The 17082-nt window shown below is 30.1% G+C and carries 12 protein-coding genes and 1 tRNA gene; 10 read left to right on the plus strand and 3 right to left on the minus strand.

Going from position 1 to position 17082, the window contains the following annotated elements; all coding sequences use genetic code 4:
- Positions 1-19: 19 nt before the first annotated feature.
- The 7 genes from NPA10_RS00005 to NPA10_RS00035 all read left to right on the plus strand — a co-directional run bounded on the left by NPA10_RS00005 (position 20) and on the right by NPA10_RS00035 (position 9341).
- Positions 20-988: a DnaA/Hda family protein gene (locus NPA10_RS00005; RefSeq protein ID WP_256547878.1), complete on the plus strand. Its 969-nt coding sequence runs from the start codon at positions 20-22 to the stop codon at positions 986-988.
- Between the two features lie 137 nt (positions 989-1125).
- Positions 1126-2262 carry a DNA polymerase III subunit beta family protein gene (locus NPA10_RS00010; RefSeq protein WP_256547493.1) on the plus strand — a complete coding sequence of 379 codons (1137 nt, stop codon included), beginning with the start codon at positions 1126-1128 and terminating at the stop codon, positions 2260-2262.
- A gap of 136 nt (positions 2263-2398) precedes the next feature.
- Complete coding sequence (locus NPA10_RS00015) at positions 2399-4081, plus strand: APC family permease (protein ID WP_256547494.1); 1683 nt, start codon at positions 2399-2401, stop codon at positions 4079-4081.
- Between the two features lie 152 nt (positions 4082-4233).
- Positions 4234-4446: an RNA-binding S4 domain-containing protein gene (locus tag NPA10_RS00020; protein WP_256547495.1), complete on the plus strand. Its 213-nt coding sequence runs from the start codon at positions 4234-4236 to the stop codon at positions 4444-4446.
- 127 nt (positions 4447-4573) lie between these two features.
- Positions 4574-6538, plus strand: a complete 1965-nt coding sequence (locus tag NPA10_RS00025) for a DNA gyrase/topoisomerase IV subunit B (protein ID WP_256547496.1) — start codon at positions 4574-4576, stop codon at positions 6536-6538.
- Positions 6539-6564: 26 nt separating this feature from the next.
- On the plus strand, positions 6565-9135 hold the full coding sequence (gyrA, locus tag NPA10_RS00030; protein ID WP_256547497.1) for a DNA gyrase subunit A: 2571 nt from the start codon (positions 6565-6567) through the stop codon (positions 9133-9135).
- Between the two features lie 129 nt (positions 9136-9264).
- Positions 9265-9341 (plus strand) — tRNA-Ile (locus NPA10_RS00035).
- Positions 9342-9415: 74 nt separating this feature from the next.
- Here the strand turns inward: NPA10_RS00035 and NPA10_RS00040 are convergent.
- Positions 9416-10909: an aldehyde dehydrogenase family protein gene (locus NPA10_RS00040; RefSeq protein WP_256547498.1), complete on the minus strand. Its 1494-nt coding sequence runs from the start codon at positions 10907-10909 to the stop codon at positions 9416-9418.
- Positions 10910-11013: 104 nt separating this feature from the next.
- Between NPA10_RS00040 and NPA10_RS00045 the strand changes: the two genes are divergently transcribed.
- From NPA10_RS00045 to NPA10_RS00055, 3 genes are read left to right on the plus strand one after another with little or no spacing between them, the layout of a single operon-like run.
- Positions 11014-11991, plus strand: coding sequence for a bifunctional oligoribonuclease/PAP phosphatase NrnA (locus NPA10_RS00045; RefSeq protein ID WP_256547499.1), 978 nt, complete (start codon positions 11014-11016; stop codon positions 11989-11991).
- A complete protein-coding gene (locus tag NPA10_RS00050; protein ID WP_256547500.1) occupies positions 11978-12973 on the plus strand; it encodes a DHH family phosphoesterase in 996 nt (331 codons plus the stop codon). The genes NPA10_RS00045 and NPA10_RS00050 overlap by 14 nt, the downstream gene beginning before the upstream one ends.
- On the plus strand, positions 12963-13925 hold the full coding sequence (locus tag NPA10_RS00055; RefSeq protein WP_256547501.1) for a DHH family phosphoesterase: 963 nt from the start codon (positions 12963-12965) through the stop codon (positions 13923-13925). Before NPA10_RS00050 ends, NPA10_RS00055 begins: the two co-directional genes overlap by 11 nt.
- A gap of 14 nt (positions 13926-13939) precedes the next feature.
- Here NPA10_RS00055 and NPA10_RS00060 read toward each other — a convergent pair whose 3' ends face one another.
- On the minus strand, positions 13940-14953 hold the full coding sequence (locus NPA10_RS00060; protein ID WP_256547502.1) for a hypothetical protein: 1014 nt from the start codon (positions 14951-14953) through the stop codon (positions 13940-13942).
- Between the two features lie 2 nt (positions 14954-14955).
- A complete protein-coding gene (locus NPA10_RS00065) occupies positions 14956-16416 on the minus strand; it encodes a hypothetical protein (protein ID WP_256547503.1) in 1461 nt (486 codons plus the stop codon).
- Positions 16417-17082 lie beyond the last annotated feature (666 nt).

Consider the following 17082-nt stretch of genomic DNA (forward strand, 5'->3'; position numbering starts at 1 on the left):
AAAAATTGGTCGTGATTTTATTAAGAATTATGAAAATAAATTTTTTAAAACTTGTTTTTTCCATGGTGATGTTGGAGTTGGTAAAACTCATTTAGCTTTTACTTTGGTAAATTATTTCAAAGAACTTTACAAAGATAAAAAAATTATTTATGTTGATAGCTTTAAACTAAATTTTGAATATAACAACCATTTACGCGATTCTTGTTTTGACGTTAAAAGCTTTATTCAAAAGTTTGCTGATTGTGACTTTTTGATTATTGACGATTTGCACAAATTTCAGGGATTAAATAATATTAATTCCATGTTATTTTCCCTTGTTGAGTTTTTACTAAATCGAAATAAAAAAATTATTTTCTTTTCTAGCGAACCTTTGCGTGATATTAACGATTTTGATCCCGCTTTAAAATCCCGAATTCTTTCGGGAATTCAATGTGAAATCAAAGAAGCTGATACTAATGTCATTAAAACTTTAATTAAACGCTTTTTTGAAACTCAATCTCCCAATTTAAAGTTGACCGCTGGTGCTATTGAATATTTAGCTTTTTTATTAGGAAAAGATATTCGCCGTGTTTATGGTCATTTAGCAACTCTTTCATTTTATTTAAATGCTGGAGAACAACTAATTATGGTTGATGCCAAAATCATTGAGGAGTTGTTGGAAAAAATTGGTATTTTAGACACAATTCCTAAAAATAACCGAGATGATGTTTATAACCAAATTGTCTTAATTTGTGAAAAATTAAAGGCTGATGTTACTGATGTATTGGGTCGATCCAGAAAACAAGAAATTGTTAATAACAGAAATGTCATTGCCTATATCCTTAAAACAGAAATGAAAATGAGTTTGAAAAAAATTGGCAAAGTACTTGATCGCGATCATACAACAATCAAGAACTCTTTAAATCAAATGGAAAATGAGTTCAAACGAAATAAACATTTTAAAGATTACGTTGAAAGTTTATTTTCATCTAAGTTATCCACAAAATAATTTATTTATCCTCATATAATAATTTTTTTGACAATATTAATTATTCATTATTACTTATTATTTATTAGTTGTTTATTTATAATTAAATAGCATATAAGCTTTTTGTATAGAAGAAGCAAACGAAAGTCAAAACCCGAATGAAGCTAAAAATTTCTTTAAGAAACTTTCATCAACTTAAAAAAGTGGCTGCAATCTCAATTTCAGCCCACTGGTTAAAACGCGAATCTGATGGAGTTTTAATCACTTGTAAAGACAACTATTTAACTATTCATGCTTCAGACAATTTAATTAACGTTAAGTACCAAATCCCAGAGGATAAAGAGTCATTAATGATTATCCAAGAGGGAAAACTTTTTGTTGATGCTAAATTGCTAACCAACCTTGCAGAACACCTGAAAGGTGATTATGTTGAAATTTTCAAAACCGAAAACAACAACTTTCAATTGAAATGTGGTTCATTTGTTTCTAATTTATCCTCATTAGATGATAATTCATTTTATTTTGAGGATTTTGACACTAAAGGTTATCAAGAAATTGAAGTTAGTAAAAATTTATTAAAAGAAACTTATTACCGGTTTAAAGATTTTGTAAAACAAGCAACCGATAGTTTATCTGCTAAAATCAAAATTGCAATTATTGGGATTAATTTCAATAACATTAATAAAAGATTAAATGTTTCTAGCACTGATTCTTATAGTGTTGTTTATGGAGTTTTCCCTAATGAAAACGAAGATTTTGAATTTACAATTATTCCCTCAACGATTCATAAAATTATTGGACTTTTAAGTGCAGAAGACGAAAAGCTTAAAATTTATTTACAAGAAAACAGTTTAATTGTCAAAAAAGAAAATTTACAAATGAAATGTCGCTTAGTTGAAGGATCTTATCCTTCAATTTTGCATTGATTTGACAAAGAATATGAGCACAAAATTGTAATCGATCGTAAAAAATTGATTGAAGCAATTGATCGCAGTGCTTTGTTAACTGATAGTTTTCCTAAAATAATTCAGTGTGAAGTTGATAAAAATAAATTCATCATTGAAAACAAAGGTGGACAAAGAGGTTTATCAAAAGAAGAAATTGCAATTGAAAATTTAAAAAAAAGCAACATCATCATTTCATTTGATTCTCAGAAACTAAAAGCACTGTTAAAAAACATTGAAGATGATCATGTAATTTTTCAATTTAATTCACCTTCACAACCAGCTGTAATCAAAAGTTTAGATGACAACAGCAACTATCAAGAAATCATTTTACCAACAAGAATTTTTTAGAACAAAACACATCAAATTCCCTTCCGAATTAATGTGTTTTTCTATAAATCTTATATAATTTAAAGTTAAATATTAATAAAAATAATTTTAAAATCTTAGGGAATTTTAAAAATTTTATAAATAATAAAAGGTTAACATGAACCAGAGAACTGTTACCAAAATCGGACTTTTTACAGTATTCGCGATGTTAGTGGGTTCGGTTGTTGGAATTGGGATTTTCCTAAAGAACAATAGCGTTTTTAGAGCAGCAGGATATAATCCAACATCAATTATTCTGTCATGAGTAATTGCATGTTTGATTTGTATTGTTACTGGATTAAGCTATATCGATATTAGTTTATCTGCTTTCTCACGACTAGGATTAGCCCGTTGAGCCGAAAAAGTTGGTGGTAAAAAATTAGGTTATTTTATTAAGTTTAATTTACCTGTTTTTTATTATGGTTTGCTACTACCTGGAATTTCTTATTTTGCAGCTGAAATTTTATTATTAAATTTCAGTGGTAATTACGGTGGAATTCTGTCTGATGGTCTTGGCAAATTTTCTTCAATCAGCTTAGTGATTTTTGTAGGAACCGGATTATATCTTTCATTTTTAATTTTTAACTATATTTCTTTACGCGGTGCAGCCTTTTTTCAACGCTGAACTTTAGTTATTAAATTTATTCCTTTAATCGCAGTAATGATTTTTGGAATTGTTTTTGGTGCGGTTTCTGGTCAGAATAATTTATTCTTCTTTCAAGAAAACCCAGCAGCAATTCCAAGACCTGATGGTCAACCAGCTTTTGTTGTACAAAACTTAAATTTAAATTCCATAATTGTTGCATTACCAGCAATTTTGTTTGCATTTGACTCTTTTTTAAATTTTGGAACTTTAGTTCCCGACATGAAAAAACCAAAACGAGATCTACCATTCGTTGTGGCTGGGGGAATTATTACCATTGGAGTTGTTTACTTAGTAATTACCATTGCTCAAATTTTAGTTTCTCAAGGCATTTCTTGAAATGTTTTTAATGCCAATAATTTAGTTAATACATTTGGAATTACTGAAGTTCAAGCTCGTCAAATTAGTGGTGGTATTACTCAAGCATTTTTTGCATTAATCTTAATTTCAGTGCTTGGAGTTTTAAACGGATTTTCTGCTTCAAGTATTAACTTGTATGCAGGAACCATTTTAGAAAATCAAATTATTGGTACCCGCAGCTTATTGAAATTTGCTCGTGGAAACGAAAAATTAGCCGGTTTATACTTACAGTTGATTATTTCTAGTTTATGAACCCTACTATATATTGGTCTTTCTTACGGATTTAATTCAGATGTCTTTATTGATGGGATAACTAATTTTCCAACTTTATTCTTCTTTTTAATTTATGGTTTATTACCTTTATTAAGTTTAATTAAAAAAGTTAAAGCAAAAGTAACTCGTGATCGTCGCTTCTGAGTTAATGCTGTTTTTGCAGTTATTTCATTTGTCGGATGTTGATTCGTTGTTTTATATCAAGCAATTTATGTTTTCTTTATCCGCGCATTTATGAATACTGGAATGGGAATTGGTGAAGCGGTTGGATGAGGTGGCTTTGCAGAAACACTCCCAACAGCCACTCCATATTATTGAGGTGTAGCTGTGCTATTCCTTGTTTTATTAGCCTTTTTTGCTTTTGCTCCTTTTGTTAATAATTTTATTCGCAAACTAATTAACAATCGTCCCCAAAAATATTCTAGTTTAGACGAATTACGTGATCAATATTCAAGACGTTGAAGACCAGCTAAAGGTTATTCAGTTCGAGATTATGAAATTTTAGATGAACCAAATTTAGAATAATTTTTTGTTCCTAAAAAACACTTAAAAATTCAAGAAAAAACCACCTAAAAAAGGGTGGTTTTTTTGATGTTGAAAAAGGCATTAAAGCCTGATTTTACGAGGTTTTCAATGGTTATTTGATATAATAAATACCTATAAATTTATTAGGTTTTATGCAAAAAATTTTAATAAAAACACCATACATTACTTTGGGTCAATTTTTAAAATTTTCAGGGATTATTAACTCTGGAAATGAGGCCAAAACTTACATACAAAAGAACAAAATTTTAATCAATAAAATTGAACGAACCGAACGCGGTGCCAAAATTTATCCAAACGATGTTATAGAAATTCTGAATCAAAAATTTTTGATTGCTCGTGATTAAGTAGTGATTGCTTTCTTCAAAAATTTATTCATGAAAAAACAAGTTTGTTAAACCAATAACAAACTTGTTTTTAAGTTCAAGAGAGTAAAGCAAAAAATCCATCATATTAATTAAGTAAAAGGCAATAATGACAGATAGAAAAAAACTAGAATTAGAAGAAAATAAAACAAATTACAATGATGACTCCATTGACGTATTAGAAGGTTTAGAACCGGTTCGAATGCGTCCGGGAATGTATATCGGTTCAACAGATGTTGTCGGATTACACCAAATGGTATGAGAAATTATTGACAACTCTGTTGACGAAGCAGTTGGTGGATTTGCTAATGAAATCACCGTAACCCTAAAACCAGATCGATTTGTTTCAGTAGAAGATAATGGTCGGGGAATTCCGGTTGGAATTAAAAAAGAATTTAACATTTCTACTCTAGAAGTAGTTTTGACTAAATTACACGCAGGTGGAAAATTTAATAACGATAGTTATAAAGTTTCTGGAGGGACTCACGGAGTTGGTGCTTCATGTGTAACAGCCTTATCAACTTGATTAGAAGCAAATGTTTATCGTGATGGGAATCACTATCAAGCGGTTTTTGTTGATGGTGGGAATACTCAACAACCAACTAAGATCATTAATCAAAATATTGGTCTTAAAACGGGAACCAAAATTAGTTGACGAGCGGACTATTCCATTATTGAAGATAATGAGTATAACCCAGAATGAATTAAGGAAAAACTAAAACGTTTAGCTTACTTAAACAAAGGGGTTAAATTTAATTTTATTGATGAAAATAATGAAGAAAACAAATCTTGATTATATGAAAAAGGAATTGTTGACTGAGTTAAAGAATTAAATCAAAGTCGAAACCCAGTTGAGAAACTGATTATTTCTGGAGAAAAAGAAGGTCAAATCTTAAATCGAAAAGAAGAAAAAGTTAACATTAAAGTTAACATTGCCTTCCAGTATGTCAACATGATTGATGAACCAATCATCTATTGTTTTTCTAACAACATTTTCAATGATAATGGTGGGACCCATGATGATGGATTTAAAAACGGTTTACTAAAAGTTTTACGTAAATTTATGTTGGAAGAAAAATTAATTAAAGAACGTGCTGATTTAGTTAAAGCGGATGTTTTTATTCCATTAACTGCTATTGTTGCCCTATATTATGCAACTCCAATGTATCAAGGTCAAACTAAAAACCGTTTAATTTCACCTGAAGTTTCCAAATTTGTTCAAGATGTCACTGAAGAAGTTTTTGAACGCTTTTTAAATGAGAATCCAGCCGATAAAAAAGTAATTTTAAATCGAGTTAAAGAGCAACGTGAATCCCGATTACGTTATGAAAATTTCAAATCAGTTGAACGAAAAAATTTATTAAATTCTTTTGCATCTTTACCCGGTAAATTAGCAGACTGTGCAACTAAAGATCCTGAAATTTCTGAATTATACATTGTTGAGGGAGATTCTGCGGGCGGATCTGCTAAAAACGGTCGGGAACGGGAATTTCAAGCGATCTTACCCTTACGGGGAAAAGTGTTAAACACCGAACGAATGAATGTGATTCAGACTTTATCAAATTCAGAAATTCAAAGTTTATTAGCTGCAATTGGTTGTTCGTTTAAAGAACAATTTGACATTAGCAAATTGCGTTATAACAAAATTATCATTATGACTGACGCGGATATTGATGGATCTCATATTCGTATTTTGCTATTAACTTTCTTTTATCGTTATATGCGTAAATTGATTGAAGATGGTCATGTTTATATTGCTCAACCCCCACTTTATCGGGTGAGTTATGTGAAGAAAAATATTTATCTAACTGATGATGCTGCTTTAGAAGAATACAAATTAAACAACCCAAACGCGAATTTTGAAGTAAGTCGTTTTAAAGGTTTGGGAGAAATGTCACCAGAACAATTGTGAGAAACCACAATGGATCCAAGTACTCGAACCCTTTTACGAGTCAATGTTGAAGATGCGATGATTGCTGATCAAACTTTTTTAACATTAATGGGTAATAATGGTGAAGCACGAAAAGAATTTATTTTGAAAAATGCCAAAGCAATCAAAAATTTAGATATTTAATTTAGTTAACCAGCAGAAATTAATACATGAATAAAAAAAACAATAAAAAAAATAAAATTGAAAGTATTATTCAATCCTTAAGCACGTCTAAAGTTAATCCGATTGAAATCACTCAAGAAATGCGTCAGTCCTTTTTGGACTATTCCATGTCTGTGATTACTGCTCGAGCAATTCCAGATGTTCGTGATGGATTGAAACCGGTGCACCGACGAATTTTGTTTACGGCTTTTGAAAGAGGGTTTACAAGCGATAAACGTTTTCATAAATCCGCTAATTTAGTCGGGTTAGTAATGGGTTATTATCACCCTCACGGTGATACTTCAATCTATGAAGCTTTAGTGCGTTTAGCTCAAGATTTCTCATCCCGTTATCCATTAGTTGAAGGACAAGGAAACTTTGGTTCAATCGATGGAGACAAAGCTGCTGCGATGCGATATACTGAGGTTCGTTTATCTAAATTAGGTGATCTTTTTTTAGAAGGCATTAAAGAAGATACCGTTAATTTCATGCCTAACTATGATGAAACTAGATCTGAACCTACTATTTTACCAACCGCAATTCCTAACATTTTAATTAATGGTGCTTTAGGAATTGCAGTGGGGATGGCAACAACAATTCCGCCTCACAATTTAACTGAAATTTGTAATGGAGCATTAGCTTTATTAGAAAATCCCAATTTATCTAGCGAAGAAATGGGACGATACATTCAAGGACCTGATTTTCCAACTGGAGGAGAAATTCATAATACTAACGGTATCCAATCTTACTTTGAAACAGGAAACGGAAGTTTTTATAACCGAGCAAAAGTAGTTGTTGAAGAAATCAATGACCGCAAATGTTTAGTTGTTCAAGAAATTCCTTACAACTTAAGAAAAGAAAACTTAATTAAAAAAATTGTTGAGCTAGCTAAACCAGGGAAAAATGGTGTTGTCATTAAAGAAATTGAAGGCAACATTAATGATATTCGGGATGAATCTAGTCGTCATGGAATTAGATTAATTATTGAATTAAAAAAAGAAGCTAATACTGATTTAGTTTTAAACGCTTTATACCGTCACAGTCCACTTCAATCTAATGTTGCAGTTAACATGGTTATGTTGGTTAATGGTGAACCTAAAGTTTTAGGTATTATTGATGTTCTAAAAAATTATTTAGCTCATCAATTTGAAGTTTTAGTTCGCAAGACCAAGTTTAATCTAAATAAAATGCGGGAGCGAATGCATTTGTTAGAAGGTCGTAAAGTTGTTGCTGAAAATTTAAAAGCAATTGTTGAATTAATTCAAGAAGCAGATGATGTTGAAGCCATTTTAGCAACGGATTATCATTTAACTGAGATTCAAATTAAGGATATTTTAGATCAACCTTTAAAAAATTTAAAACGGATTGAACGAAATAAATTATTTGAAAACATCAAAGAATTACAACAAAATATTGATAATCATGAACTTATCTTAAGTTCCAAACAAAAACAAACCGAAATTATTACCAACAGCATTACACATATTCGTGATAAATTCGGAGATGAACGCCGCACCATTGTTTATCATAATTCGACTGGGAAAATCAATGATTTATCATTAATTCCTAATGATCCAATGGTTATTACTTTATCCCAAAAAGGTTATTTAAAACGAACTTCAATTGAAGACTATCGTGCAACTAAACGAGGTGGAGTAGGCATTAAAGCTAATTTAATGTATGAAGACGACGATACTAAAATGGTCTTAACTTGTTATGCGCATGACAAGTTATATTTCTTCAGTTCTAAAGGTAAAATTTATGAAACTTTTGCCTATGAAATCACCCAAACCAAACGAGTGGGTCGGGGGAAACCAGTTCAAACAATTTTTGAATTTTTAACTAAAACAGAAACAATTGCAACAATTTTGGTTGTTAATGATGATTATGATCCAGAAATAACATCATTAATTTTTGCAACCAAAAAAGGATATGTTAAAAAAACTCTTTTAAAAGAATTTAGTAAAATTTTCCGAAATGGAAAACGTGCAATTAGTTTAGAAGAGGATGATGAACTGAGTTTTGTGTTCTTTGGAACTGATGAAGATGAAATTTTATTTGCTTCATCCCAAAACCGTATGAACCGATTCAAAGCTGCATCAGTTCGTAATATGGGTCGAACTGCTAGAGGAGTACGAGGTATCAAGTTAAAAGAAAATGATTATTTAATTTCAGCTTCTTCTACTCAAGCAGGTAATTTAGTGTTATCAATTAGTGAAAATGGGTTAGGTAAACTTTCTTCAGTTGAAGATTTTCGTTTAACTTCTCGTAATAGCCAAGGTATTATTGCTCAAAAAATTTCTGAACGCAGTGGCAAAATGATCATGTGTGTGCTTGTTAAAGGCGATGAAGACATTTTCTTAATCACTGATAAGGGAATCAGCAACCGGTTTAGTTTAAAGAACTTACGGGTAATGAGACGAAATACTGCTGGAGTTGTTTTGATTGATATGAAGCGACTAAATGATCAAAAAATTGTTTATGCAACTAAATATTCTGCACCGGATTCAGAAAATGAAATTTCAGAAGAAGAAGGGTTTGTTGAGAGCGAAGAAACTGGTTTTGAAGAGCAAGAGTAAAACAAATCAAACCAATTCTTGTTTATTACAAGAAATTTCTCATTTTAAATTGAGTTTGATTGGTTAAAATTCTAAATATTCTTTAAGCGTGTAAAATACTAATGAACATGATTTAAAGAATATTTTTTTGGGATCATAGCTCAGTCGGTAAGAGCACGCTCCTTATAAGGGCGAGGTCATGGGTTCAAGCCCCATTGATCCTACCATTTATATTAATAAAAAAACTATTGCAATTACTTGCAATAGTTTTTGTTTTTTAATAATGAATTTAACTGAATAATTATTCTTCAGTTGTAGCATCTTCAACATCAAATTTGTTGATGATTTCTTCATCGTTTAAGACTAAACCTTGAGTGCGGGTATAGAATTTTAATGCTTCACCAATTCCTTGAATTCCAAAGCCAGAATTTTTAATTCCTAAAAATGGTAATACATCAGGACCACGACTAGAAGCGCGGTTAATGTTAACTGTTCCAGTTTGGAATTTTTTACCTAACTCAACAGCTTGATGATAGTCTTCAGTGAAGATAGAACCTTGTAGTCCGTACTCAGACTGATTGATCAATTTAATTGCCTCATCAATGTTTTGATAACGCAAAATAGGAATAATTGGCGCAAATGGTTCTACTCATGCTACATCCATGGCTGGAGTAACTAAATCTAATAAAACTGGAGTGACTAAGTTACCTTCAATTTTCATTTCATTAGTTAAATTTTTAGCACCTTTGTCCAATGCATCCTGATAAAGGCGTTTAGCAACATCAACAGATTTTTTCTCAACTAAGTGAGTAATTTGACAATTGTTTTTAGCAGAACCAACAGTTAAAGCATTCACTTTTTCAACCAATACAGGAATTAATTCTGGAGCCTTTTTATCACTGACAAAAACCCGTTTAATTGCAGTACATCTTTGACCAGAATAACTGAAGCTTCCCTTTACAATTTCATTAGCTGTTTTTTCAATATCAGCATCATCTAAAACTAATGCTGCATCTTTACCACCTAACTCTAAAACATATGGACGCATTGCCATGTGAGATGCTAAACGAATTCCAACATCAGTTCCGCCAGTAAATGAAGCAATAGCAACTTTAGGGTGTTGAACCAAATAGTCACCAATTTCAGAACCACGACCAGTTACATAATTAAATACACCTGGTAATAATTTTTCACCTGCAACTTCAATGTTGTCAAATAGTTGGGCAACATAAGCGCCAACCAATGAACCTTGAGTTGCAGATTTATGCACAACAGTATTTCCTGTAATTAAAGCAGGAGCAACTTTTGCTAACATTAAATTAACAGGATAATTAAATGGAGAAATTGTTAGAGCAACTCCAAAAGGTTTGCGATGATAAACGGCCACTTTATCTTTTGGCATTGTTAAATCAGTTGAATGAGAATACACTTCTGGATTTTCAATTAACTCTAAATAAGTATGAACAGTTTCAGTAATGTAATCAACAGTTCTTAAAATTTCTATTTTTGATTCATTTAAATTTTTAGCAATTTCTTCACTCATCAAATCAGCAATTTGCTCCACATGATTTTTTAATTCAGCAGCAAAAGCCAATAAATATTGAGCTCGTTTTTGATGCGAATAATGACTTCAGACTTCGAAAGCAACAGAAGCAGCATCATATGCATCATCAATTTGTGATTTATTTAATGCTGGATAGGTACCAATTACTTGGCTAGTTTCAGGTGAGTAAATTTGCACTTTGTTTGCACTATCAACGAATTTTCCGTTAATATATGCCAGATAATTTTTCATAAAATTTACCTTCTTTCATCTAACCTAAATTATAAATTATTATCTAAGTTATTTAGTTAAACATAAAAGTAATATTTATAATAATTATATTTAAGAGGCATAATATGGACTGAAATTTACAAGGCTCAAACACTCAAATTGTTAAAGCAATTAGTGAGGCTGATAACATTTTTATCTTTCACCATATTCGACCAGATGGCGATTGTTTAGGTTCGCAATTTGGGTTAAAAGAATTAATTAAAATTAACTTTCCAACCAAAAATGTTTTTTGTTTAGGAGACTCAAAAAATATTTTTAGTTTTATGAATTTTGAAATGGATGATTTTAATCAAATTTCCAAAGATCAAATCAACCACAATTCATTAGCAATTGTAGTTGATGCAAGTAGTGCGAACCGAATTGAAGCCGCTGATATTTTAGTGAATGAAAATTTTACTAAAAGATTACGAATTGATCATCATCCAAATAATCATGATGTTGATTATGATTATTTTTATGTTGATTCAAAATATGTAGCATGTTGCGAACAAATCTTAGATCTTGTTAAACAATATAATTGAAAAATTAATCGCACAGCAGCTAATTTTTTATACCTAGGAATTAACACGGATTCAGGTCGATTCAATTATGAAAAAGTTGGAGTACTAACTTTTGATTTAATGACTTGATTATTTGAAAACGTTGAATTTGATTATTTTTGGATTAATAATCAATTAAAACAAAGATCTTTAAAAGAATTGCAATTTGCTGCTCATGTACTTTCTAATTTTCAGAAAAAAAATCAAGTTTGTTGATACACTGTGACCGAAGCAATTTTACAAAAATATGATCTAACTGAAAATGAGGGAAGCAATGTTAATTTAATTGCTAATATTGATGATAGTTTGGTTTGACTTTTTTTTATTGAAACTTCTGAAAATCGTTACCGTTGTCGATTGCGTTCTAATGGTATTAAAGTTAACGAAATAGCACGATTTTTTGGTGGGGGTGGTCATGATTTTGCTGCAGGAACAATTATTTTGCGCGAGCAACAAGAAGAATTATTAACAATGATTTATAAGACAATTGATGAATACAACTAAAAATAATATGAAAAAAGAATTAGAGATTTTTCATAACATTGAAAACTTAATTAAAAGTCACGACAATATTTTTATTTTTCATCATGTTTATCCAGATGGAGATTGCTTGGGAGCACAATTTGGATTACTCAATTTAATCAAATTAAATTTTCCTGAAAAACAGGTTTTTGCAATTGGGGATCATGAAAATTTATATCCGTTTCTTCCAAAAACAAATACTAATTTAGAAAATTTGGATACTCACTTTTTACAAAATTCTTTAGCAATTGTAGTTGATGGTGATGGCAGTCGAAGAGTTGCTAAATCTCAATATTTATATAATCCAAAAATTTTTAAAACTAGTTTAAGAATTGATCACCATAATTCTCAACCAGATATTCAATACGACTATGAATGAGATGATCATTTATATACTTCTGTTGCTGAACAAATTGGTTGAATGGCAAAAAATCTGCATTGAAAAATGAATAAATTAGCCGCTGATTTTTTATATCTAGGAATTAACACTGATAGTGGACGAATGTCTTTTGAACGCACTAATGCTCGTACTTTTTCAACACTTTCATACTTATGTCAAAATGGTTTAAAACCCTATGACATTAATTTAGAGATTAACCGCAGAACTGAAAATCAGATTCGTTTCATGGGATATGTGTTAACAAACATGAAAATTGTTAACCAATTTGTATATTGCTTTATTACTCAAGAAGTAATCAAGAAATTTAATTTAAATGTCATTGAAGCCAATGATGCAAATATGATTGGCAATATTAAAGGTACAAAATTATGAGCATTTTTTGTGGAATTAGAAGATGGTCGTTTCCGCATTCGACTGCGTTCTAATTCAATTAAAGTAGAAAATTCTTTAGCACCATTTGGTTTAATGGGTGGACATTATTTTTCAACTGCAGGAACTTTTAAAAAAGAACAAACTGATGCAATTATTGAATACTTAAAGGAATTTAGTCTTAATGAAAAATAAAAATCAATTCGAAGTTTTAGGGAGAAAAATTATTGAAAGCAAAAAAATCATTATTTTCCACCATACTCGACCTGATGGAGATTGCTTAGGAGCTGCTTTTGGTTTACAAAGTTTATTAAAAACTAATTTTCCCAAAAAAGAAATTTTAGTTTTTGGCAATGCTCATGGTCATTTCCCTTTTTTGAATTTTGATTTTGCTGATCATCGAGTGATTCAAGATTTTAGTGATTATTTAGCTATTATTGTTGATGTTAATAATCCAGAACGAATCGAATTAAGTGAAATTTTACTTAATTACCAATTTGCAGCAATGATTCGGTTCGATCATCATAATCATGCATCCAGTTTACCATTATTTGCTGAATTAGATGACCCCAATTATGCTTCATGTTGTGAGTTATTAGTTGATTTTGCTTTAACAATGAATTGAGTAATCAATGCTAGAACAGCCACTTTATTTTATTTAGGAATTTTTACTGATACAGGGGGAATGACTTTTCCATCGGTAAAAACTAAAACAATGGAAGCAGTCTTGACTTGTTGGCAACAAGGTGCAGATAAGGATTTGATTCATTCAGAATTAAAAAAACGAAGTCTACAAGAACTAAAAATTCAAAGTGAAATTTTAAATAATTTCAAAACAAAAGGTGGAGTAATTTATTATTACATGGATTTAGCCACCCAAAAGAAATTGGGGATTGATTCTCCTTTACTAGCTAATTTTCCGAATATGTTAGGTAATATTGAACACTACCCCATTTGAATTTATTTCACCCAGGAACAAGAAAATGCAATTCGAACTGAATTTCGTTCTAAGGGCTATGATGTAAAAAAATTAGCTACAACTTGAAAAGGTGGAGGACATGTAAACGCATCGGGATGTTTGCTGGATCACCCTGATAAGATTGCTTTAGTAGTAGAAGATGCTGCCAAAATTTTGCAAGAAAAATAACAACAAAAAAAGTCTTATAAATTTTTATAAGACTTTTTTTTCTGTTGTTCCTGATTAAAGCTGAATTCATTTTGATAAAAATCAAAAACTTCACCTTCTAAATTGATAGAAGTAATATTCTTCTTAGTGAAAGATAATCGAGCATCATCCCGAATTTTTAATTTTTCATAATATTTTTCTCAATAACTACCAGAAATAATAACAGTTGAAAATTCGGGATGCAAAATACGTTCTGCTAAAAAAGGATAAATGTTTTGGGAATGATCTTTCATTTCTAATGATGAATTATCAAAATCAATTAATAATAAAAATTTTGCATTTTTAAAAGCCCGATAAACACTATCGGTTTCTTTTTTATTGGACAAATTATTAAACTTACGATTTTTAATTAATTCATTTAAACCAACAATATTGGTTACATGAATTTTAGTGTTAGTTCGTTTTAAAACTTGTAACAAAATAAAAAAGAAAAAAATTTCTGATGAACGTAAACTTTTTGGCACAATTGAGCAAAAAATATTTTTGTTACCATTAATATAAGATTTATAAAATCACTTGATTTCATCAATAATCTGAAACAATTTGGGATTAATATTGGTAGTAGCTTCAGCCACTTTAGATTTAATCTGTTCAGAAATTTTAGTTAAAACATTTAAGTCAGGACGAATAATATTATGGCTGAAAACGAGTTTGTTATAAAGCTTTAATTGATCTTCGTAATGTAATTGATCTCAAGCTTTCAGTTTAGTGCAACGATAAGTTTCATAATTAAGAATTTTTTCAACGTGATCTTCTTGTCGATAAAACCGGTAATGAGTATTAATGTTAGAGCACAATTCTAATTGAGAATTGCACAATTTTGAACGATTCAAAAATTTAGCTAGCAAAAATCTATTTTGAATAATTTCTTGATCAGTGAGATTCAGATGAACTAACTCAGGATGATTTCTGACTTCTTCAAACGAACATTTGAACAAAGATTTTTCTAAATCATTTTTAAATTGTTCATCATGATTAGTTAAAGTCATAATTATTTAAAAAGTTCGTTTCAGATTTCTGCATCTTCTTTATTATCATTTTTAGAATATTCAAGATCATCTGTTTGATCGTTATTGCGATAATCAGCAAAAAGATCTTCAGTTTCATCGCTAATTTGTGAATCATTAGCGAGTAGTTCAGAATTAATGACTACTTTTCTTGTTTTGGGTTTTTCAGCTAAATTTTTTAAATTAATTGATTGTTTGGTTGGAACAATATTTAATTTGTTATTTTTTTCTTCATAATCTTTAACGATAACATCTTTTAAGTGATTTAGAACACTACGCAAAGAATAGTTCTCATTTTGGACTAAAGTTTTAATTAATTTCTTTAAATAACCAGCATTAATATTGTTAATCCAAGTATGGACAAAACTTAGAATCGCATTAATAGTTGGAATTGTAAAACCTAAAGCATGAGTGTCACTAATTCAAGTTTTAATGCCTTTGGTTGGTACTTTGGAATAGTAAAAATAATAAATATTTTCAGGCGAAACATTACCAAATAATTTTTTGGCATTTTTTACAAATTCGCCACCAGAAACTTCTACACAACTTTTTCAATATTCTTTATAACTTTCAATTTTGGCTTGAATATCATTATCATCATCGCCAAATAATTCTTCATTAATTAAAATGCTGAAATTGTCATAAGAAATATTGATTTTCCCTTTACGTTGCACAATGGATTTATAAGCTAAAGTAGAAAGGCGAGAAATACTTAAGATTTTTTGTTCAACCGCGTATTTATTAATTAGAGCTCAAATGTTTTGATCGATACCAAATGGTTTTTTTAAAGTGGCATAGATATTAGAGTAAAACTCAGTTTTAATTTCATTACTAATATGATCAGAAACGGGCATTTGACTTAAAGAAGCAGAAATTGCTACTTGCTGTCCATTTTCATAAAAAAATTCTTGAGCATATTCATTAGAATTACTTAATGCTTCGTCCATATCAGCACTAATATTGAAAAGTTCGCGATTATTAAGCACAGAATTGTTTTTGTTGATTCCTAATAAGGTTTCAACATTTAACATAATGTAACTAGATCGCGCTCCTAATTGTTTTTTAATAAGAAGAATCAGTTTTTGATTTTTCATGATTTCTTCTAATGATAAGGGTTTTAATAGTTCAAAATGATACAAGTAGGAACCATTTTTATCCTGACTGTACCCAGTTTGTAACAAATTAAAGGTTTCTAATTGGGAGCGTAAATCATCAAATTCTTGAAAATCAAGACCTAAAAAGGTCAATAATTCATCGATAGCAATTGGGGTATTAGCTCGCAATAAGTTATTGCGATTATAGAATTCGGTCAGCAAATGATATAACATTATTGCATTCGAACCCATAGCAGGACCATAAACTAAGTGTAAACTTAAGGAATTTACTGGTTCTAGATTGGTGCTTACATGGAAATAAGCTTTGTTTCTAAGGGTTAAATTAGTCATGATATCTACGATTCTATAAACGGCTAAAAATTGAACAAATCCAAAATTAACAACAGCAATCTACTGATTATTAAAGATAATAATCTGAATAAAAACAGAAAGAATGTTATTTTTGAGATATGGAGTCTAATGTAAGACAAAGCGTTGGTGAACGCTACAGTGATAATTAAAGCACACAAAAGAACGAAAAAAAATTTTATTTATCCTAAAAATCGTTCTTTAGGATAAAGCAACTAAAAAATTGCAAAAAAACCCGTTTTTAGGCATTTTAGGGGCTAAAAAAGCTAAAAACTGGGGAAAAAATATTTTTATACCCATTTATATTGGGGATAAATAGATTAAAGCGAATAAAACCAGATCAAAAATGTCCCCATTTTTAACTGGTAAATAGCATTAGTATACTAGGTGTAAAAGTGATCAAAACACGGTCATTTAAAGGATTTGTTAACAAATTTAAACCCCCTAATTTGGGGGTGGAAAACTGGAAACATTTCTTCAAGGAACAATCCTTCATATATAATTTTTTGATCTCTCTATTAAAGAGTTTTGACGCTCTTTTATAGTTTATTATATAATTTAGAATTAGTGATGACTAAGACCACTGCAATTAAGGGTTTGTTAACAAATTTTCTCAACCTAAAAACGCAGTGATTATTACATTGATCG

The sequence above is a fragment of the Mycoplasmoides fastidiosum genome (assembly GCF_024498275.1).
In the GTDB taxonomy this organism is placed as follows: domain Bacteria; phylum Bacillota_I; class Bacilli_A; order Mycoplasmatales; family Mycoplasmoidaceae; genus Mycoplasma_N; species Mycoplasma_N fastidiosum.